The sequence below is a fragment of the Streptacidiphilus melanogenes genome (assembly GCF_000787835.1).
GTDB classification, from domain to species: Bacteria; Actinomycetota; Actinomycetes; order Streptomycetales; family Streptomycetaceae; genus Streptacidiphilus; species Streptacidiphilus melanogenes.
Genome location: NZ_BBPP01000020.1, coordinates 32,377 through 53,477 on the forward strand (window position 1 = coordinate 32,377; position 21,101 = coordinate 53,477).

The window sequence follows — 21,101 nt, forward strand, 5'->3', positions numbered from 1 at the left end:
ACCCCCGCCGAGACCGCCGTGAAGATCACCGGCAAGGTCGTCGACAGCCCGCAGGTCAAGCTCGGCGGTCTGGAGATCATCCCCGAGCGGGTCGAGGTCGTCTCTCCGGCCGAGCCGAAGCTGCCCATCGACGAGCACACCGGCCTGGACCAGCGCCTCGACTGGCGCTTCCTCGACATCCGCCGCCCCTCCCAGCACCTCGTCTTCGCGGTGCAGACCACCGTCGAGCAGGCCATGCGCGAGGTCACGGCGGAGGAGGGCTTCACCGAGCTCCACACGCCCAAGCTCATGGGCACCGCCTCCGAGTCCGGAGCCGAGGTCTTCAAGGTCGACTACTTCGACCGCACCGCCTACCTCGCCCAGTCCCCGCAGTTCTACAAGCAGATGGCCATCGCCGCTGGTATCGACAAGGTCTTCGAGATCGGCCCCGTCTTCCGCGCCGAGCCGTCCTTCACCTCCCGCCACGCCACCGAGTTCACCGGCGTCGACGCCGAACTCGCCTGGATCGACGGCGTCGAGGACGTCATGGCCTTCGAGGAACGCCTCCTGCAGCGCGTCCTCCAGCGGGTCTCCGAGCGCCACGGCGACGCCATCGCCGAGCACTTCGGCGCCCAGGTCGTCGTCCCCGAGATGCCGTTCCCGCGCATCACCATGGCCAACGCCATCACCAAGCTCCGGGCCACCGGCTGGGACCCCGAGGGCGTCAAGGACGACCTCGACCCGGAAGGCGAGCGCAAGCTCTCCGCGCTGATCGCCGAGGAGACCGGGCACGAGTTCGTGTTCGTCACGCACTTCCCCGCCTCGGTCCGCCCCTTCTACCACCTGCGGCCCGAGGACGACCCCACCGTCACCGAGTCCTTCGACCTGCTGTGGAAGGGCATCGAGATCACCACCGGCGCCCAGCGCGAACACCGCCACGAACGCCTCATCGCCCAGGCCCGCGAGAAGGGCTTGGAGACCGAGCCTCTCGCCAGCTACCTGAACTGCTTCCGCTTCGGCACCCCGCCCCACGGTGGGCTCGGCCTTGGTCTCAGCAGGGTACTGATGCTGCTGCTGGACTTGCCGACCATCCGCGAGGTCACGTTCCTCTTCCGCGGACCCCACCGTCTGGAGCCGTAGCGGTCTTCGTGACACTCCCCCCTTGAGGCGAGGCAGCAGATGCGACGGGTCAAGTCTGCTGTCCGAGGCGGCAGCTATGGTAAGGACGGTTTGTGTGATGTCCATGCCGCGCTGGCGGTAGAGCAACGGGGGCTACGTGCTCAACGGGAGCGTTCTGGACGGCCGGTACCAACTCGACTCGGTCCTCGGCGCGGGCGGTATGGGCGAGGTCTGGAGGGCGACCGATTCCAGGATCGGCCGACCGGTCGCGGTGAAGGTGATCCGCACGGCCCAGGATCTCGACGAGACTGCGGTGGGCCGGTTCACCCGCGAGGCACGGCTCGTCGGGTCGTTGTCGAGCCCGCACATCGTCACGCTCCACGACTTCGGCGAGGCCCAGGTGGCCGGGGCTGCGCTGCTGTACCTCGTCATGGAGCTACTCGAGGGCACCCCGCTGGGCGCCGGCGGCGGCCCGGTCGAACCGGCACGGGTGCTGGGCTGGGCTGTGCAGATCTGCGAGGGTCTGCAAGTAGCGCACGAGGCCGGCATCGTGCACCGGGACCTGAAGCCCGCCAACGTGCTGCTGACGTCGACCGGGACGGTGAAGCTGCTGGACTTCGGCATCGCAAAGCTGGCCGAGGAGTCCACCGCGGGTCTGACAGGGACCGGCGGGCTGATCGGCACCCCGGCGTACATGTCGCCGGAGCAAGCGCGCGGTGACACGGTCGACGCCCGAAGCGACCTGTACTCGCTCGGCTGCCTGCTCTACGGGCTGTTGGCCGGGCAGCCGCCGTTCCCCGGCACAGGCTGGAGCGTCCTGCGCCGGCACGTCATCGAGCCCGCGCCCTCACTGAGGGCTCTGGGCGCGCATCTCCCGGTTGCGCTAACCGGGATCGTGGACGAGCTGCTGCGCAAGGAGCCGGACGCACGGCCGCCGAGCGCGGCGGCCGTCGCGGACCGGCTGCGTGCTCTTGCCCTCGTGCACGCTCAGTCGGCTCCGCGTGAGGTCCAGTCGGCGGCCGGAGCGGGCTCGTACGGGGCCGGTGTGCGGGTGCGCCCTGGTGCTGGCATCCCCGTGGTCATCCCTGAAATGCCGCCCCGCGTTCCCGCGAACGGACCGGCCCCGGTCGCAGCGGCGGGGCAACCGGTGGCCCCTGTTCAGAGGCGGGCAGGCGGGGACGCCCCCGGCTCCAGGACCCCGGCTGGGCCCTCAGGGGTCCGCTCGCTCATCTTCGCGGGCGGCATGAGCGGCTCGGTTGCCACCCAATTGATCGCTGTCGCGGGCTGGGGCTCACTGTGGGCCTGGCTAGTCGCCGCGCCGCTCGGACTGGTCCTCAGCCTCCTCTTCTGGTTGGACGGGTCCTCCGATCGGTCCAGCGCGGCTGACGGCAGGGAGCCGCTGCCCGACTTCCTGGACGAGACCTCGGTCGTCGGATTCGTCCTGACGATGGCGGTCGTACTGGCCAGTTCGGGGGTCTTGCTGTTCGTCTCGCCGGTGCCGTGGTGGGGCGTCCTGCTGTTCTGCATGCTCGGGGCGCCCGTCCTCATGTGGATCACCCATCCGGTCCGCCGCATGGCCCGCGCGGTCGGCCGCTCTTCGATCGCGGACGCGAACAATGCAGCCGTCGCCGGGATGCTCGTTGCGACGCTGTGGACGGGACTGTCGACTGGGCTGCTCCACTTCCCTGCGCTGCTCGCCCTGTTGACCGCGCTCGCCCTGTGGGTGGCCTGGGCGACGATCGCCGTCCTGATCACCACACGGCCCGGCCTTGGAAGTCTGCGGCCCTACCACGGGCGCCACTGAGCAGACCGGGCGGCCGGGGCGAGGGCCCCGGCCGCGGTGTCCGTCCTACGCCCACACGGCTCCGGCGAGGAGCCCATCGAAGCCCAATGCGATCATGGCGCGGTCGAAGTCGTTCCAGCCCTGTTCGGCGTAGGCGAAGTTGTCGTCGAAGAAGTCGATGGCGAGGCGGGGTTCGGGCCATTCGTGGGCGCAGCGGCAGCGCATGAAGACCTGGCCGCAGGTTTCCAGGAGGAGCCAGTCGCGGCGGGCGGCACAGCGAGGGCAGGTGATCGTGGTGGCGGTCGGGTGGAGTTGGTCGGGGTAGGGGATGACGCGGATCAGGTTCGGGGTGGGGGTGGCGGCGGGCTCGCTCACGCGGCTCCTCTCGTGCGGGTGATCCATGCAAGGACCACACGACGCAGGGGAGTTCGGGGTTGTTCCCGGATTCGGGCGTGGACATCGAAGCGACACCGTTCCGAGCCCCGGCGGACGCCGGGGCTCGGAACGGTGGTTTCGGCGGTCTACTCCGCCGGGGGTGTGGTGGTGTTGAGGAGCTGGGTGAGGAGCTGGCGGGTCTGGTCGCGGAGGTCGGGGTGGCGGGTGGCAAGGCCGGCGGCGATCAGGTGGTCGACGGCGTCCTGCCAGGAGCGGGCGGGGTGTTGGGCGAGGTGGGCGGCGATGTCGTTGTCGGTGATGGCGGTGAGCTCGTCGAGGGGGAGCTGGGCGCGGACGAGGTCGCCGAGACGGGAGGCGTCGACCAGCTCTGTGATGACCTTGTCGGCGACGTTGTCAACGGCCGCGGCGAGCATGGTGCGGGCGCGGGCGGCGATCGTGACGGCGGGTGGGACGACCTTTCCGGCAGCGCCGTGCTGGGCGAGCTTCGTCTCGATGTGGGCGATCAATTGGGGTGAGGTGAAGGCGTTGAGCTCGACGCGCTGGAAGCGCCACCGGGTCTTGCCCTTCTCGCTGGAGTCTTCTTCGCCGGTGAACCAGTCCAGAGCGGTCGGGGTCAGGTGCGGAATGATGCGGGCGGGCAGGGCACGGTCGCGCACAGCGGGCTCGGGATCCAAGCCGTGGGTGAGGGCGTCTTCGACGGTCAGGCCGATGTCGATAACCTCGACGCGGTGGCCGGGCATGCGGCGGGTCTCCTCGGCCAGGGTGCGGGCGATGTTGTAGCCGTCGGGGTCGGCGTCGTGCAGGACGAAGATCTGGACGTCACCCTCGGGGAGGCGGGCGAGGAGTTCGCGGCAGGCTTCGCTGCTGTAGCCCTCGGTGGTGATGACGGCCATGTCGAAGCGGTCGGCGATCCCCGAGGCGTGGATCGCCGGCCACAGGCCGGCCTTCTCGATCACCAGGATCTTGTTGAAGGACCAGCCGGCGGGCCGGTAGGCGCGGACCTCGCGGGTGCCGAGCGGCAGGTCCAGCGTGCCACCCGGGTCGTGGGGGTGGTGCAGGGTGCCGCGCGGCTCGCGGTACAGGCCCTCGATGGGCCCGTGCTCGCGTTCCCATTCGGGGATGAGCTCCTGCTCGACGTAGCGGGAGGCGAGCTTGGTGCCGGGCCTCAGCAGCTTCAGCGCGAGGGGCCGGATGTTGTAGAAGAGCGTGTGCGCGGAGAATGGCAGTCGGCCGCCGCCGCTGACCTGACCGATCGCTTCCTGGATCACCGCGAACACGGCGGCCTTCTTCGTCAGGTACGCCTTGCGGCCAGCCCTCTCCTTCTCCTTTTCCTCCTTCGCCTGGGCGCGCTCGCGCTCCCGCTTCTCCCGCGCCTCGGCCTTCTTCCTGGCCTGCTGGGCGCTGGCGTGCTCGCGGTCGCGCGCCGTCCTGGCCTGATGCAGGGACCTAGTGGCGGTGGCCAGGGCCTGCGCGCAAGCTTCGGCGACCTCGGCCGGTACGGTGAGGGCGGTCTTGCCCTTGTCGGTGAAGTGCGGGACGGGACAGACCAGGTGGACGACCGCGGCCCGCAGGTAGCCGTTGCTGGAGCGGGGTGCGGCGTCGCAGGCGTCCAGGAACGAGATGGCGCCCAGCGCCGTGACGTCGCCGCTGGTGAGGCGGGTGGTGCCGAGCGGGTCGCCGAAGCTGGCGGAGTAGTTCACCGCGTAGGACATCGAGCCCGGCCTGCGGGTGCGGGCCACGGTGACCTCGACCAGCCAGGGGATCCCCGCGTTGTCGGTGAGGGTCTTGCGGGCGAACCACGACTCCTCCACACCGAACGCCTGGTCCAGCACCGTCCGGTAGTGGTCGGGGCTGATCCGGCCGAGGTAGGCGGGGGTCGGGGCCTTGCTGTGCTCGCGCATCCCATGCAGCAGCACCTCGACCATGCCGGGCTGGTCCTGGAAGCCGGACAGGTGGGAGATGCCCGGTACCAGGGCGGCGATCTGCTTGGCCTTGACCGTGCTCGACAGGCCGGTGAAGGAGCTGATGAACTCGCGCAGCGGCAGGTCCCGGCCACCGTTGCGGTGCTCGCGGACGTGGCCGAAGACCAGGGCCCTCATCGTGTCTGGGGTGTAGTGGTGGGCGGAGGTGGCGTCGCCCGGCATCGGCTTGCGCCAACCCTCTGGGGCGGTCGGCTCGTAAATCTCGACCCCCCGCCCGGCGCTGTTCTGACCGTGCTCAAGACGGAGGCGGGCGTGGGGGTTGGCCGCCGCGAATTTACGGATCCACCGCCCCGGCTCGTCCTTGCGGACCTGAGCCTCGGGGAGTGCCACGGTGACCGAGGTCCCCGTGGTGCGGCTGCTCGGGGTGGTGGTGTGCTGGGTGACGAGGCTGCGGCCCGGGTCGAGGGAGACAGTGAGCATGTGGCGCATCCCGCAGGCGTCGATCACGACTGGCGCGTCCACGCCGAGGGCGTGGGGCATGCCCAGCAGCGTCTTCATCGCGTTGCCCTGCAGCCCGCGGGTAGGGGACCGTACGGCCTCCTTGTCGGAGACGTTGACGTTGAAGTCCAGCAGCCGCTCCACCACGGCGGCCGGGATCCCCGCGCCGTTGTCCGTCACCGTCACCAGAGCAACGCCGCCCGCCCAGGCAACGTGGAGGGCGACGTCGGGGCGCGCGCTGGCGGTCTCGGCGGCGTCCAGGGCATTGTCGAGCAGCTCCTTGATGACGACGGCGCCGAACCGCCACTCGGGCTGCCCGGTCTGCTTCTCCAGGCCACCAACCGTGACGAACTCGGTGTTCCTGGGGGTCGAGAACACCGTCCGCTGCAAGGCCGGGGCGCTGCCGGTCTGGGACTTCGTGCTGTTCAGGTCAGTGGTGATGGGCTCGCTCCTCAGAGGTAGGGGATGGGGGTGGTCCGCCCCAGGGGATGACTCCTGGGGCGGACCGGTCGTACGTAGGCCGTCGCGGGGTCAGCGGCCCCTGCCACCGCGGGGCGGCTGGCCGGGCTGCTGCCGCAGCGGCGGCTGGACGGTGTGGTCCTGCGGTCGGGGCTGCTTGCGGCCCTTGGCCGCGCCGGCCCGGCCCGCTCGGACGGGGAGGGGCGGTAGTCCGGCGTGGTGCCGAACGCGCCAGGTCAGCACGGCGGCCGGATCCTTGGCGGTGTCCAGCTCCCGCTCCCCCACCGAGCCGGCCAGCAGTGCGGCGGGGTCCTGGCCGGCGCGCTGGGCCTGGTGGAGTGCAGTGGCGAGGACCGGCCAGTTCGCCCCGGCCAGCACCTGGTCAGCAAGCTGCAGGGGCAGGGCCTGGCGGACCGCTCCGGCGAGCAGGTCGCGGACCGGTGCGGGGGTGGACCTGGCCTGCTCGGTGAGCACCGCCAGCGGCCCGGCGGCGGCCTGGCGGGCGGCGGCTTCCAGGTGGTCGACGGTCTGCCGTGCGGCGCGGGCGTGCTGGCGGTGCCCCTCGGCCTCGTGCCACCGGTACAGGGCGATGCCGAGCAGCAGCGCCAGGTCCAGCAGCATCAGCACCGGATCCGTGTCCTTGCCGCGCCCGAGGCTCGGCCCGCCGGCCAGGGTCTGCCGTGCCGCCGAACGCAGCGCCCGCAACTCCCGGTCAGCGGCACGCTCGTGCGCGAACGCGGCCCGCCCCCATGCCCTGGCAGCGGCCCGCAGCTCGGCACGGCCCGGCCCCATGTGGGTCTGGGCGACGGCGTCGAGGACCTCCCCGAACCCCGCCGACCACGCCACCACCACGGACGCGTCGGCCATCGGCTCCACGACGCCGGCGCCCCCTCCTGCCTCGCCGTCACCGCTGGCGGCGGTGAAGGAATGCAGCACAGCACGGACCGCGCCGGCCGTCTCGACGAGCGCCGGACCAGCTGTGTCAGGGCTCCTGACGGCGGGTTCGTCGGCTCCGGCGGCAAGCCGGGCACGGATCCTCGGCAGGGTCAGGTCCGGGCCGAGCTCACTGCCGGGGAACCAGACCGGCTCGCCCTTGCGGTTGCGGTCGCCCGGCAGGTGGAAGGAGAAGCCCTGCGCGTCACCGGACGGCAACCGGCGCACCTTGACCCGCACGCCCTCGGCCTGAACCCGGGCAAGGAACTCGTCCTCGCTCGCCGCGCCCGCCAACGCGGTCCGCAGCGCGATCCGCAGCGTCTCGCGCGGGGTGCGCTCCCGGCCCTGGCGCTTCGCCTTGTGGACCTCGGCGCGGGTGGGGGCCTTGGCCATCGTGGCCCGGCCGGGCCGGTGGTCAACTTCCCGCAGGCCGAAATCCCGCTCGATGAGGGCGAGCTCGTCCATGACCCGCCGGTAGTCGTTGTGCAGGCGAGCGTGGGTGAGGTTCGCGCGCACGGTGGTGGCGACGATGTGGACGTGATCCTCCGCATGGCGGACCACGACCCAGCGGCAGCCGTCCGGATCCCCCTCAGGGGCGATGCCGGCCGCCGCCATGACCCGACGCGCGACCTGCTCCCACTCGGCGTCCGACAGGTGCCGGTCCTCCGGCGCGGCGCGCAGGGAGCAGTGCCAAACGTGCTCCTTCGGCGCGCGCTTGCCCGCCTGCACCACACGCAGGTCCAGGATGTCCGTCAGCTGCGCGAGAGCGGCATCGAAGTCCGGATCGAGTCCCGGGTCGGGCAGGAACGGCTCGAACGAGGCGACCGTGTGCGGGTCGGTGTGCTCGTCCTCATCACCGGGTCCGAAGACGTAGGCCAGGACACCGCGGGTGCGGTCGCCGCGGGTGATGGACGCGATCACGCGCGGCCCCGCAGCTTGGCGAGACGGTGCGCGCGCTCGTCCACCTCAGCCACCAGGGCACGCACCGTGGGCAGCAACGCGACCGCAGCGTGCGCGAAGTCACCGGCGGGGCCAGGCGGCAAAGTGCCGCCCATGTTCAGCTGCCGGGCGATCTGGTTGAGGTTGTTGCCCCACGCGCCGAGCTCGGTTCGGGTTGCCGCGAGCTCGTCGACCGCCGCGTCGAGCTGCTCGGCCCGCGTTGCAACCCCTGCTGCCGACGAGCCGCTGCCGACGGTCGGTGCGGTGTCGGTGCCGAGGGTGCGGCGGGCGATCAGGTTGGCCATCGACAGCCCTGCTGCCTTGGCCTCGGCCTTCAGTCGCTGCTTCTCGGCCTCGTCGAACCGCACGGTGACGCGGGACTTCTTCTGCTGCTCGGCGTTGCGGGTGCGGCGCTTGGGCTTGCGGCGCGCGGCGGCAGCAGCGGAAGCGCGCACGGCGCTCGTCGGCGACGCGGCATTCAGCAGGTCCTGGTCCCGGCTGCCCTCGGCCGCGACCACCCCCAGACCCGGCGCCCCCGCCGGGTCACCCCCGCCGCCCTCGGCGGGGGCCTGCGCCTGCGACCGCCCATAGGGCGGTCGCAGGCTATTGCTGGCTCCCCGAACGTGGCGGGCCTCATCAACGGCATCTGTCGGCATGGGAGTTGAAGCATCTGCAGGGCCGGCGCCCGCCCCGGCGATGTCGACCGGCAGCGCGGCCTGGGTGGCGGGCTGGGGTTGCTCGCCGGCCGGGGCGGGCAAGTGGGCGGTGCGTGGCCAGAAGCGAGGGGTCAAAGGCGGGACTCCGATCTGTAGGCGGTAGGGACGGCGTGGGGGCGGACCGCGATGGGGCAGGTCCTGCCGGACCACGCGATGTGGGGATGAGGGGGCGGGGCTATCCGGCCGGAAGGGCACGGACAGCCCCTGCTCGCGTGGGCGAGTCAGTCCGCGTCGGGATGCGGCAGGGCAGCGGGAGCGGACTGGAGGAGTTCGAGGGCTTCTTTGATCCGCTCGTTTCCGGCGGACAGTCCGGCCGCCTCGATCGCGGTCCGCGCCGTGGAGCGCGTGATCCGGCCGTCACCGTCGTGGACGGTCGCGAGGACCTGCGCCAGCTCGGGGATGGTCGCGTCGGCAGGCCGACCGAGGCGGCTGCCCCGGACCGCTTCGCCGGAATCACCGCCCGAGCGCTGACCTGCGCGGACCTCGTCACCGTGGGCCGACACGGTCCCCTCCGAGGTGACCCTGTCCGCAGCCGAGGGCACCGGGGCAGGACCTTCGGCCGCGTCGGTCCCCACCTGCTCGTCCGGGACCGTCGAGGTGTCCCCGCTGACGGGGACCGGCTGCCGCTGCGCGGGCTCGACCCAGGCGGCCGGAATCATGGCCGCTGCCGTCCCCGCCGTGGTGGCGTCGGCCGGAAGGGCGGACCGTATGGTCCCCGCCTGCTCGGCGAGCGGTCCGCCCGGCTCCGGACTGGCCGTGAGGTCCCGGGACCGGGACCGCTCCGTGGCGTGGCCGTGGCGGCTGATCAGGATGAACAGGTGGGTCGCTCCGGCCAGCGCGAGCGGCGCGATCGTGGAAAGCACGCCGACGACGGTGTCGGTCAGGTGCAGCTCCCCCGAGCCCGCGACGTCGAGCTGGTTGAGGCGGACGGCGTGGAGGGCGTTGGCCCAGATGCTCGCGGCCGTGGCGGCGGCGAACAGCGTCCACACGTACAGGCGGGCCCGGAAAGGCGCGCCGCGCAGGACGAGCAGGGCGCGGACGCCGTAGGCGATGAAGCCGTCGATCACGATGGGGAACAGCCATGTCAGCTGGGGGCGGACGTGGATGGCGAAGGCCATCTGCCGCAGCGCGTCGTAGGAGAGCGCGCATCCGGCGGCCCCGAGCAGGGCGATGGCGGCGCGGTCCCACCAGCCGACGCGGCGCGGCGACCAGCCGGTCGGTGACGTGGCGGGCGGGAGGGCGGGTGTGGTGGTCAAGGCGGATGCTCCTTGAGGTCGGGTGGGGACGCCGAGGGTCGCGCCGGCGGCGGGCATGCGGCAGCGGCGTCCGAGGACTGTGGTGGTAGGGGTGTCGGGGCAGGCCGGGCCTGTGGCGTGGCGACGCGGCCGGACGTCAGGCCCAGGCATCGCTGGGCCTGAGGTGATACGGCACAGCGCGACGCCCCTGGGGTCGGGGGCGTGCTGTCGCCCGGCCCTTGGGGAACGCAGACTGCGTTCCCCAAGGGAATGCGCGCTCGTTCCCTGAGGGAATGCGGTCAGGCGGTGGCGGTGGTGGGCCTGGTGGCTTGCAGGGCGGCTCTGACCAGGGCGGCGCCGCGCGCGGTCGCCGCCGAGCCGAGCCCGGTGGCGGGCTGGCGCGAGGGCAGGCCCGCACAGGCGCGGCAGATTCCCGGCTTCGGGACCGGGTCGGCGCACTTGGCGCACTCGTGCCACCGCACCGCCACCGGAGCAGCGACAGCCTGCTGGTCGGGCGCGGGCGGGAGCTTGCGGGCGAGACGGTTCCGCAGGAGCGCTGCGGGCGCGTGCACCTCGGCGGGCAGCCCCGGCAGCAGGGCGGCGGCGAGGTCGCGGTCGCTCGCGCCCCGCTCCAGCCACCCGGCGACCAGCGGGGCCAGGCCCAGTGCCTCGCCCGTGCCCAGACGGAGGCGCGGCTCAGGGCGGATCACGCGGAACAGCGTCGCTGCCGCTTCGCGCACCTGCGGGGCGACCGCGTCAGGGGCAGGCGTGACCGGCGCGGTGGGCACGCTGTCCGTGGCCTGCTCGCCTCGTGCCGTGGTGGTGTCGGGTGCGGTCTCCCGCCCGCCCTCCCCGTTTCCGGGCAGGCCGGAGCCCCTTGCCGTGTCCACCCTGTCGGCAGGGTGGGGGTGGGAGGGTTCTTTCACCAGGTCCTTTGGAAGGGCGTCAGGACGACCGACCGTCCGACGGCCGGAGCCCGCAACCTTGGCGGCCGGATCGGGCTGCGGGGTGTCGTAGACGTGGGACTCGCTGACCACGGTGCCGTCGGTCTGCCGGATCTTCTCCACCCGGTAGTACCCGGCGCGTGCGAGCTCGCGCAGCGCCTTCGCGACCGCGGTGCGGCCCTGCGGGCTGGAGTCGGCCATCTGCCGGCCGTCCTCCCGCCACCCGTCCGGGCGCGAGAGGAGATCGGCCAGCAGGCCACGGGCCGTGTAGGACAGCCTGCGGTCCTGCAGCAGGTAGTTGGGCAGGGCGGTGAAGCCGCGCACGTGACGGCTACGATGAACGTGCATCTGGAGTTGCATCTCCTGGTGCCGGACCCCGGGGTGTTGGTAGCACCGCCGGGGTCGCCTGTTATTCGGTTGGTGGGCCAGTGAAGCCGTCCTGCGCGCTCCGCCCGACCCGATTCGCTGCATGTGGCGCTGGTCAGATATCAGGCCGCGCCACCGCCTCGCGGCGCTCGATCACGAGCCAAACGCTCCCCCAGATGTCCTCATATAACCGATCCCCACTACTCGCTAACCCTTCCTGCATAGTCTCCTTTCCCTCGCGGATAGCACACTACCGCCACCTCAGCCCTCATGCAAATTTGACTCGGATCTAATCCCTGTGGCATAGTCCGTAGGGTCGCGAGATGGGAGAGGTGGGAGTGGAGAACTGGCCGCACGAGGCCCCGCTGCTGTACAGCGAGGGCAACATGGCCGCGCGCGTCGCGCTGGAGCGAACGGTGCGCGGCTGGAGCACGACCGAGCTCGCCACCCGCATGACCTCCGCCGGCGTGCCCCTGAACCAGTCAGCGGTCTGGCGCATCGAAAGCGGCACCCCCCGCCGGAAGATCTCCCTCGACGAGGCCCTCGGATTCTCGCGCGTCTTCGAGCTACCGCTCGAAGAACTGATGTCCCCGCCCCTGGAGGGGGTCGACCTAGACGCCCGAAGACTGCTCCAGGAATGCGTGGACGCGTTCTTCGCCCACCGCGACGCCAGCGACCGCCTACATCACGCCCTCGTCGCCCTCGCCGCCTACCGCGAAGCCCACCCCGACGCCAACGACGCCCTCCACCAGCAGTGCGTCCGGCTCGTCGGCGAAGACGACCGCTACGCCCGCGCCCTCTGGCAGCACATCGAGGACGGCAGCTACTACTGAGCTCCGCCGCTGGTCGGGCTTCACCCAGCCCCACGGAAGGACTACCTCTGCCCCACGCCGCTACTACCCCCACCCACCGCGCTTTGTCGGGCCGCCCCGCACGCTCCCGGCGAAATGCCAGCCCGGTTCCAGACCAGCGCGCGCCGGGTCTGACGCTGCCGACCACCGAGGTGGTCGGCACCTTCCATCTCGGACGCTCTCTGGACAACCGCCCGGAGGCCCTCGCGAGCTGGCGGGTGACCACGGGCTCCAGCCCGGTGGCCACGCACATCGGTGCCCTCCTCGGCGGACGGCCTGAGTCGTGCCCCACCAGCATCGACACCGACGCGATCGAGGTCCTGACATCCTCTGCGCGCGTACGCGTCATCCTCGACGGCCCCGGCGCGGTGCAGTTCTCCATGCGCCGCTGGGGGCGCACCGGTCTGCTCCATCACTGCGACGGCGCACGGCTGCTCAGTCCCGACAACAGCGCGGGCCAGCCGTGCGGGTGCCCCGCCCCCTTCGAGGAACGGAAGGCACGGGCCAAGGCCGGCCTCGGGCCGCAGCCGAGCACAACCGTCTCGTTCCGGCTCGCGGGCGCCACGCACCTCGGCGTCTTCCAGTTCGGCTCCCGCTCCTGGCACTTCGCCAAGAGCGTCCCCAGCATGCGCGCAACCCTGGCCGCCATCCCCGGCGCGAGCATCTGGGACCTCTCCATCACGCGGATCGAGCACGGCAGTCGGTCCGGCGCGGTCTACACCTACACCGCACCGACGCTGCAGGCCCTAGACGGCAGATCCCTCTGGCTGCTTGGTCTTCATGAACTCGACCTCGACCCGCTCGCCGACGTCGTAGTTCCCTCGCCTGGCGTGCCCCCAACGGGTGGTGGCCTTGTACACCGTGATCTGCCGGACGAACAGCGCGACGAAGTTCCGACGCGCGGTCAGCTCGGCCCCGTGCCACCACGATCCCGGGCCGACCGGGTCGGCGTCCGGGTTGGCGGGCAGCCACTGCGTGACGGGCAGCCTGACGTCCGCCGGCCCGCTCAGCGCGGCTAGACGCGCCTCGGCGGCCTCCGATCGGGCGTCGACCTTCGCCTTCTTAGCGAGGAAGCGTTCCCTGCCCGTCCTGCCCTCGTAGATGCCTGCCTCCAAGTCGTCGTAGAGCTCGTTCAGCGCGCGCAGCGCGTCCGACCGTTCCGCGACGACGGCCGCGCGCTCTGCGACTCGGGTCGGGTCCTCCTGCTGTCGGGCGAAGGCATGCGTTGCCGCCATCACCACGGCCAAGGCCTCCTCGTCCTCCTCGGCGGCCTGGATCACGTCGAAGATCCGCCGCGCGACGTGGTCGTCGAGGTACGTCATCATCACGGCGTTCCCACCAAGGTGCTCACCTTCCTTGGTGGGAACGCCGTTTGCGCGTGTGCACCGGTAGACCGGCTTCGCCTTCGGGTGCTCGGACTCGCTGTTCATACTGGTCATCGGGCGGGCGCACTCACAGGTCAGCACCGCCTCGTGGTCCACGGTCCGAAGCCCGGCCAGCACAGATGTGCCGCGCGACAGGCCGCTCCCCTGGTTCCGGCCGGCCAGCCAGTCCTGCAGCTCGTACCACTGAGCGGGCGGGATGATCGGCTCGCAGACCATGACCGGCCTGCCCTCGTCATCCCGGTGGATCCGGTAGCTGTCAACGGTCTTCGTCCTGGTGCCGTCCGGCTTGGTGCGGTAGACCGTCTCATAACTCATCCCCGCGATTGCGGGGTTGGTCAGGATGCCCTTGAGCGTCCGCGACCCCCACTGGGAGTCGGCACGCTCCTTACCGGTCCGCTGACCTCGTGTGGGCACATTGCGCTTGTTGAGGTCGGTGCAGATCCCGGACAGCGACCCAGGGTGCCTACTACCGTGCTTGATCGACTCCCCCATGTGAGCGCGGATCGTCTCCCAGATCTCCCGAAGGACCTCGGCTTCCGTCGGCTCATGGTGCAGCTTGTAGACGGCGAGCTTGCCCTGCATCACCTTCTCGGCGCGCAGGCCGTAGACCGGTGCCCCGCCGAGCCAGCTTCCGGCCTCGCGCTGGACAGCCTTGACGTCGCGGATGGCCTGGCTCTTGTTCTGCGACTCCTGGTGCGCGGCGTCCAGGCGCATGATCAGGTAGATGAGCGCCATCGTGTCGCGCGGCGCGAACACGCCCTCCATGACGCTGACGATGGTGATGCCCAGCCGGTGCAGCTCCGTGACGACCGGGATCGCGTCCACGACGTCGCGGCGCGAGAACCGGCTGACGTTGTAGACGATCAGGACCTGGAACGCTCCCGCTCGCGCGTCGGCGAGCATCCGCTCGAAGTCCTCGCGCGTGGCGTCGGGATCCCAGCCGGAGACGCCAATGTCCTCGTAGTGCCGGCTGAACGTGCCCCAGCGCTCCGCCTCCCTCTCGTTGGCGGCCCGTTGCGTCATGGGCGACGCCTCGGACTTATCCGGCTTGGCGGAGGACTGCCGGACGTAGCTGACGGCGATCCGGTGGATCGCTTCGATCAGCTCGGGGTCGACCTCGGCGTGCTGCCGCGGGAAGCGAGTGGCGGAAGGAATCACCTCAGCAGCGTACCTGGCGACGTAGTACCTAAGTGAGAGAACCGAAGGCGTTGCCGAGCACGACGTTGGCCGTCTTGCGGCCGACTCCCGGAAGGGTGACCAGATCCTCCAACCGCCCCGGCACCTCGCCGCCGAAGTCGTCGCGAAGCGCGGCGGACAGGCCCAGCAGCGACTTGGCCTTGTTGCGGAAGAAGCCGGTGGGCCGGATCAGCTCCTCCAGCTCCTCCGGGTCGGCGTCCGCCATCGCCGCCGGGGTGGGGTACTTCGCGAACAGACCCGGGGTCGTCTGGTTGACGCGCAGGTCGGTCGTCTGCGCGGAGAGTACCGTCGCCACCAGCAGCTGGAACGGGTTCTCGAAGTCGAGCTCCGGGTGCGCGTACGGGTAGACCTCCGCCAGCGCCCGGTTGATCCTCCGCGCCTGCCGCACCCTCGCCGTATGGGTCTTCGGGAAAGCCGCCTTCTTGAACCCGGGCCCACCGGCAGCGCCGGCGGTCACGGACACGCCACTCTTCGCCATACCCGCCAGACTACGACCCTGCAAGGACACGCAGGCCTCGAAAGGATCATCCGCCGCCCGGCGATGTCCGCAGCGCCGCGGCGGCGCACCCGGCCTCACCACCCCACGGACGGGTCAGAGGTCGAGCTGCTCGCTGGTGGTGTCGAGGATGCCCTGGAGGGCGATGAGGTAGCCGAGCTGCGCGCGGCTGCTGCTGCCGCCCAGTTGCTGGGACAGCTGGCTGACGCGGGTGGCGACGGTCCGACGGCTGAGCCCCAGTCGGCGGGCGATGGCTTCGTCGGTGAAGCCGTGGACCAACAGGCGCGCGATGTTGAGTTGAACGTCCTCCACGACGGCCTCGGATCTCACCTGTCTGTCGATCGGGCCGAACGGGCGGGCCTCCTCCCACTGACGGTCGAAGTGACCCCGGAGAAAACGGATCAGTGCGGGCTGACGGATCTCCAACGCGGCGGCGGCGCGGTTGTCACTGGTGGGAATGAAGGCGACCGACTCGTCGCAGATGATCAGCCGATCGTAGATCTCGGGCACCGTGCGGACCTCCGCGCCGGCCTCGGTGACCTTTTCGACGTAGGCGAGCGTGGGCGCGTGTGCACGCACGGAGTGCTGGTAGAGGGTCCGTTGGCGCACTCCCCGGCCCAGGATCACGAGGTCGCGTTCGATCGCGTCCTCCAGGTACTTCGTCGGTCTGCCGCCGCCCGGTTGCACGGTGAGCAGTTCGTCCGTGCAGGCGCCCACGGCGTGGCTGAGTGCCGCGCCGATCGCCGCGTCACCGGTCAGCAGGGTGAAGGGGATGTCCTCCTGGCTCCGGGCTCTGGAGTAGACGGATTCGTACAGCCCCATGGCGGTGCGGATACCGGCGATCTCGGCCTGCCGGTCGAGGACCGCCTGTTCGATCGCCTGGACGAGGGCCGCACCGGCCGCGTCCGGAGGGATGGGCACGAGGATGCCGGGGTCGCCCGGGAGCGGCTGGAGCATCTGGAGGCGCAGCAGGCAGTCCGGCGCCGCGGACACGGCAATCGATCCGGACTTAAGCGAGTATTCGTAACATCTTAGACCTTCAGGGCAAATTTCCTTTGGCACTACATATTCTGATTCTACGTCGAATGTGCACATGTGTTACCCCTGCATGATCGTGCCGTGCACATACATGATGCAGCACCGGCCGATCGTGGCGCCCAGCGGCTGGCATGATCGAGAACACCGACAAGTGCGACATCGAACCAAAGGCTTCACCGGTGCGACTGAGATTCATTACCACCTGTTTCGCATTTCTTCTTTCCTGCGGCGGCGTGGCGACCCCAGCCCTGCTCTCCCTCTCCCCGACGTCGACCCAGACCGGTGTCGTGGCGGATTCCGCGTCCGCCCCCGCGGATTCGGGCTGGGGGCCGTGACCCTCGTTCCCACGCACGAACCCACCGAAGGCCGGCAAGGAAAGGTTGACCTGAAGTGCTGCCACAGCTGAAGACCACTGTCCCCGGACCGGAGAGCCGCCGTCTCCTCGAGCGGCAGGCCGCCGTCGAGTCCAATGCGCGAAGCTACCCCCGCAATCTCCCCATAGCCGTGGCCAGCGCGTCCGGCTGCCTGGTGGAGGACGTCGACGGGAACACGTTCATCGACTTCCTCGCGGGTGCCGGCGTGCTCTCCCTCGGCCACAGCCACCCCGAACTCGTGGAGGTGGCGAAGCGCCAACTGGACACCTTCGTCCACGGGCTCGACTTCCCCACCCCGGCGAAGGAGGAGTTCGTCGAGGCGCAGCTGGGCATGCTGCCGGAATCCATGCGGGACCGCATGCGCATCCAGTTCTGCGGGCCGACCGGGGCGAACGCCGTCGACGCCGCGCTGAAGCTGTGCAAGACCGCGACGGGACGCGGGGACGTGATCGCCTTCTCCGGCGCGTTCCACGGCAGCAGCACCGCGGCGCTCTCCATGACCGGCTGGGTCGGGCAGAAGGAGTCGATCGGCAACGTCATGCCGGGCGTTCACTTCTTCCCCTATTCCTACTGCGCCCGGTGCCCGCTCAGCCTGACACCCGACTCCTGCGAGACGAACTGCGTCGCGCTGCTGGAGAGCATGCTCAGGGACACCCACGGCGGAATTCCTCGTCCGGCCGCCGTCGTGATGGAGCTGGTCCAGGGAGAGGGCGGCGTGATCCCCGCCCGCCGGGATTTCGTGGTCCGCGTGCGCGAACTCACCAGGGAACTCGGAATTCCCCTCGTCGTGGACGAGGTGCAGACCGGCTGCGGACGCACCGGAACCTGGTTCGCGTTTGAGCAGTACGGAATCGAACCCGACGTCGTCGTGGCCTCGAAGGCGCTCAGCGGAATCGGTCTCCCGGCGGCCATCATTCTCTACGACGAGAAACTCGACGTGTGGAAGCCCGGAGCGCACTCGGGGACGTTCCGCGGAAACCAGATGGCATTCGCGACGGGTGTCGCCGCCATCGAGATCATTCGGCGCGACGAGATCCTGAAGAATGTGCTGGCGCGTGCCGACCAGCTCCAGGCCGCTCTCGGCGACCTGCAGAAGCGGCACCCCCAGGTGTACGAGGTGCGCGGCCTCGGGCTGATGTGGGGCATCGAACTGGTCGACCCCGCGACAGGCCGTCCGGCCGGCGAGCTGGCGCGCGCCGCCCAACGCCACTGCCTGGAGCACGGCCTGATCCTCGAGGTCGGCGGCCGCGCGGACGGCGTGCTGCGGCTGCTGCCGCCGCTGGTGGTGACCGAGGAGGTGGTCGCCGCGGCCGTGGACATCATCGACGGGGCGCTCACCGCCCTCTCTTCGACAGCGGACACGGAGCGTGGCGCCGATGTTCGCGCGTGACTCCCGGGCCCTGGACCTGCTCGATGCCGCTCATCGGGAGCAGACGGAGCTGGACGACCACGGTTACGCCAAGGACGCGGTCGACCGGCAGCAGCAGTTGAAGCTGGACGCCCTGTGGGACCGGGCCGTGCAGGTGCCCTACTACCGCGAGCTGCCCGCCGTCGCCGCCCGCAGCCTGGAGCGCCTGCCGGTCACCCCCAAGTCGGCGCTCAAGGCGGACCCCTGGGCGTTCGTGCGGAGTGACGCCGAGGTGGCGTCCTTCCACAAGTACTACGAGTCCTCGGGCTCGACGGGATCGCCGACGCCGACCCCGAGGCTCGTCGAGGACGCGGTGTGGAACACCGCCTCGGTGGCCTCGCTCTGGCGCCGCACGCTGCGTCCCGGCGACCGGGTGGCGTCGCTGCTCCCGTCCGACGTCGCCCCGGTGGGCGACCTGGTCGCGTCGGTGGCCGAGTACCTGGACTGCACGCTGCTGCGCAGCTATCCGTTCAGCCAGGGGATGTGCGACTGGGACCGGCTGGAGGAGCTCTTCACCCGCTACCGCCCGCAGCATGTCTTCGCTGCTCCCGGGGTGATCATCCAGTGGACGCGGATCCTCAAGCAGCGCCGTCGGCTGGAGGCCGTCCGTGAGAGCGTCGAGTCCCTGATGCTGCTGGGCGAGGTCAGCACGCCGGCCCTGCGCTCCCGGCTCGCCCTCGAGTGGGACGCCCGGGCACTGGACGCGTCCTACGGCAGCACCGAGACCGGAACCATCGCGGCCAGCTGCGAACACGACCGGCTGCACGTCCTGCTGCCCGGCCAGTTCGTCGAGCTGTGGGACGGCGAGCGCGCGACGCCGCTCGAGCCGGGCCGCAGCGGCGAGCTGGTCACCACGACCCTGAACAACTTCGCCCGACCGCTGCTCCGTTACGGGACCGGGGACCTGGTGACGGCCGACGTCGGCACCGACTGCCGGTGCGGCGTCGCCCTCCCCACGCTGACCGTCCACGGGCGCGAGAGCGACGGCATCAGCGTGCACGGAGTGCCGGTCTCGGTGGCCGAGGTCGAGTCCGTGGTCTACCAGGAGCCGGGCGTGACCGGCTACCTCATCCAGCTGGTGCGGCCGGAGGGACACCGGGCCCGCCTGGTCCTGGAGCGGGACGTGGACTTCGACGGCGACGAGCAGGCCCTCTGCGACGACGTGCGGGAACGTTTCGCCGGGCACGGCCTCCTCTGGGACCAGGTGGTGCTCGTCGGCCAGCTGCCGACCCTGACCAAGGCCGGTGGCAGCCAGAAGAACTGGAAGCGGACCAACGTGCAGTGGGTGGAGCCGTCATGACCGCCACGACCCCGATCGACGCGCCGGGCGAGCGCTTGCTGACATCGGACGGCGGAGCCAGGCAGGGCGGCGCCGACCTCTGGTGCACCTACGCGGCCATCCGCACGCTGACCTGGCTCGACGCCGAGCCTCTCGACCGTGCCGCGGCCGTCGCACAGCTGACGGGCTGCCAGAACAGCGACGGTGGCTTCGCCTGGCAGAAGGGCCTTCCCTCGGATGTCTGGGCGACCTACTACTGCACGCAGGCCATGCGGGACCTCGGCGTCGCACCGGACCGCCTCGACGAGCTGACCCGATGGCTGACCGGCCTGCAGCACGCGGACGGCGGCTTCGCGATGACTCCCGGCCAGGCCCCGGACGTCTGGGCGACCTACTACGCCACGCGGACGTTCAGCGAGGTCCTGGCCCTGCCCGTACCGCGGGTCGGCGACGTGCACCGCTGGCTGTCCCGGCTGCAGCGCGCCGACGGCGGCCTCGGCTGGTACCCCGGGGCGCGCGCGTCCGACACCAGGGCGTGCTACTACGGCGCGATGGCCTGGCGTGCCTCGCTCACCGACCCGGACGAACCCGCCCCGTGGCGCGTCGCGGAGCTGGAGAGCTGGCTGCTCGGCCGCCGGCAGTCCGACGCCGGCTTCGTGTTCGACGACAGCGCGGACCGCTCCTGCCTGTGGGCGACCTTCCGGGCCGTGCGCGCGCTCGACGCCCTGGCGATCCCGCAACCGCGGGCCGAGGAGTGCCTCGCCTGGATCACCGGACGTCTCCTGCCCGGGACCGGTTTCGCCCGGTGGAACGACTACGAGGTGGCCGACGTCTGGGCCTGCTTCAGCGCCGTGGGCGCGCTGCAGACCCTGGGCGGTGACCTGTCCCCGAAGGACCGGGCCCAGGTGGTGGACTTCCTCCACGGGTGCGAGCTCCCCGACGGCGGCTTCACCTACCGTCGGGTCGACCACGCCGGCGACAGCCTGGCGACCTCGGCCGCGCTGATCACCGAGTCCCTGGCCGGACGCGGCGACGAAGGTCGGGCCGGCGAACTGGCCGACTGGCTGCACCGGGCGCACATGCCCTATGAGGGCGGCGTGATGTACATGCCCGGACGCGGTGCCGAGGTCCGGTGCACGCTGTGGGCCACGTCGGCGACGAGCGCCGCGGGCGCCCGTCCCCTCGACCGTGACCGGCTGGCCGACTGGCTGGGGCGGCTGCAGAACCCCGACGGCGGGCACGGCTACTGGCACGGCCGCGCCTCCGACATGGTGGCGACGGTCTCCGCCCTGGAGACGCTGCACCAGCTCGGCCACTCCCTGGACGAGGTGCTCGACACCACCGCCACCGAACTCTTCCTCACGTCCTGCGCCGACGGCGCCGACTACCGCTACACGCCCAGTGGACAGGTGACGGCGGGTTCCACGGCGCAGGCGGCCCGCGCGCTGTGGCTGCTCGGTCGGCGGGAGGAGGCCAACAAGACGGCGGCACGGCTGGTGGCCTTCTCCAGCCGCATCGGGGGCAGTTCCGCCCAGACCCGCGGCCTGCCGGACCTGGCGACCACGTACCAGGTGGTGCTCACCCGCCAGACCCTGGGCGTTGCGCAAGACCCGGAGGACACCGCCCGGTTCCTGGGCCGGGTACGTCTCGCGGGCGGCTACGCGTGGAGCCCGCTGGGACAGCGGTCCGGTGGTCCGCTCGCCGACTGCCTCGGCTTCGTGCTCGACCGGTACGCCGCCTCCGGCGGCCGGATCCGGCTGCCGTCCCTGAACCTGTAGAGGAGG

14 protein-coding genes and 2 pseudogenes are annotated in these 21,101 nt (G+C 71.1%); 7 read left to right on the forward strand and 9 right to left on the reverse strand.

The features are described from left to right. Both aspS and TR49_RS40195 read left to right on the forward strand, forming a co-directional pair. A partial coding sequence (aspS, locus tag TR49_RS21360) for an aspartate--tRNA(Asn) ligase (RefSeq protein ID WP_042383866.1) occupies positions 1–1,119 on the forward strand: 1,119 nt, incomplete at its 5' end. A gap of 136 nt (positions 1,120–1,255) precedes the next feature. Continuing rightward, complete coding sequence (locus tag TR49_RS40195; protein ID WP_052434493.1) at positions 1,256–2,902, forward strand: serine/threonine-protein kinase; 1,647 nt, start codon at positions 1,256–1,258, stop codon at positions 2,900–2,902. Between the two features lie 45 nt (positions 2,903–2,947). Here TR49_RS40195 and TR49_RS21370 read toward each other — a convergent pair whose 3' ends face one another. The 6 genes from TR49_RS21370 to TR49_RS42995 all read right to left on the reverse strand — a co-directional run bounded on the left by TR49_RS21370 (position 2,948) and on the right by TR49_RS42995 (position 11,271). Beyond that, on the reverse strand, positions 2,948–3,256 hold the full coding sequence (locus TR49_RS21370) for a hypothetical protein (RefSeq protein WP_042383867.1): 309 nt from the start codon (positions 3,254–3,256) through the stop codon (positions 2,948–2,950). Positions 3,257–3,402: 146 nt separating this feature from the next. Next, positions 3,403–6,075, reverse strand: a complete 2,673-nt coding sequence (locus tag TR49_RS21375) for an ATP-binding protein (protein ID WP_152627390.1) — start codon at positions 6,073–6,075, stop codon at positions 3,403–3,405. 153 nt (positions 6,076–6,228) lie between these two features. Beyond that, entirely contained in the window at positions 6,229–8,010 is a 1,782-nt protein-coding gene (locus TR49_RS21380) for a relaxase/mobilization nuclease domain-containing protein (RefSeq protein WP_052434495.1), read from the reverse strand. After that, complete coding sequence (locus tag TR49_RS21385) at positions 8,007–8,546, reverse strand: plasmid mobilization protein (protein ID WP_042383868.1); 540 nt, start codon at positions 8,544–8,546, stop codon at positions 8,007–8,009. The genes TR49_RS21380 and TR49_RS21385 overlap by 4 nt, the downstream gene beginning before the upstream one ends. A 419-nt stretch (positions 8,547–8,965) precedes the next feature. Then, positions 8,966–10,000 carry a DUF2637 domain-containing protein gene (locus TR49_RS45755; RefSeq protein WP_236653474.1) on the reverse strand — a complete coding sequence of 345 codons (1,035 nt, stop codon included), beginning with the start codon at positions 9,998–10,000 and terminating at the stop codon, positions 8,966–8,968. A gap of 278 nt (positions 10,001–10,278) precedes the next feature. Next, complete coding sequence (locus TR49_RS42995; protein ID WP_152627391.1) at positions 10,279–11,271, reverse strand: hypothetical protein; 993 nt, start codon at positions 11,269–11,271, stop codon at positions 10,279–10,281. A 341-nt stretch (positions 11,272–11,612) separates the two neighbouring features. Here TR49_RS42995 and TR49_RS21400 point away from each other — a divergent pair, with 341 nt between their 5' ends. Both TR49_RS21400 and TR49_RS46775 read left to right on the forward strand, forming a co-directional pair. Further along, complete coding sequence (locus TR49_RS21400) at positions 11,613–12,122, forward strand: helix-turn-helix transcriptional regulator (RefSeq protein ID WP_042383871.1); 510 nt, start codon at positions 11,613–11,615, stop codon at positions 12,120–12,122. Positions 12,123–12,292: 170 nt separating this feature from the next. Next, positions 12,293–12,790, forward strand: a pseudogene (locus TR49_RS46775) (recombination directionality factor); the annotation flags it as partial. A gap of 96 nt (positions 12,791–12,886) precedes the next feature. On the opposite strand, the gene TR49_RS21410 reads toward TR49_RS46775, so the two are convergent. From TR49_RS21410 to TR49_RS21420, 3 genes and pseudogenes are all read right to left on the reverse strand, one after another. After that, on the reverse strand, positions 12,887–14,683 hold the full coding sequence (locus TR49_RS21410; RefSeq protein ID WP_052434498.1) for a recombinase family protein: 1,797 nt from the start codon (positions 14,681–14,683) through the stop codon (positions 12,887–12,889). A 40-nt stretch (positions 14,684–14,723) separates the two neighbouring features. Then, positions 14,724–15,200 (reverse strand): annotated as a pseudogene (locus TR49_RS21415) (endonuclease III domain-containing protein); the annotation flags it as partial. A gap of 114 nt (positions 15,201–15,314) precedes the next feature. After that, on the reverse strand, positions 15,315–16,280 hold the full coding sequence (locus TR49_RS21420) for a helix-turn-helix domain-containing protein (RefSeq protein ID WP_152627392.1): 966 nt from the start codon (positions 16,278–16,280) through the stop codon (positions 15,315–15,317). A 366-nt stretch (positions 16,281–16,646) separates the two neighbouring features. On the opposite strand from TR49_RS21420, the gene TR49_RS21425 reads away from it, so the two are divergent. Genes TR49_RS21425 through TR49_RS21435 form a run of 3 tightly spaced genes read left to right on the forward strand, consistent with a single transcriptional unit; the run spans position 16,647 to position 21,095 of the window. After that, positions 16,647–18,020, forward strand: coding sequence for an aspartate aminotransferase family protein (locus TR49_RS21425; RefSeq protein WP_042383874.1), 1,374 nt, complete (start codon positions 16,647–16,649; stop codon positions 18,018–18,020). Then, positions 18,007–19,338, forward strand: coding sequence for a phenylacetate--CoA ligase family protein (locus TR49_RS21430; RefSeq protein WP_063770148.1), 1,332 nt, complete (start codon positions 18,007–18,009; stop codon positions 19,336–19,338). Before TR49_RS21425 ends, TR49_RS21430 begins: the two co-directional genes overlap by 14 nt. After that, positions 19,335–21,095, forward strand: coding sequence for a prenyltransferase/squalene oxidase repeat-containing protein (locus TR49_RS21435; RefSeq protein ID WP_052434501.1), 1,761 nt, complete (start codon positions 19,335–19,337; stop codon positions 21,093–21,095). Before TR49_RS21430 ends, TR49_RS21435 begins: the two co-directional genes overlap by 4 nt. Positions 21,096–21,101: the final 6 nt, after the last annotated feature.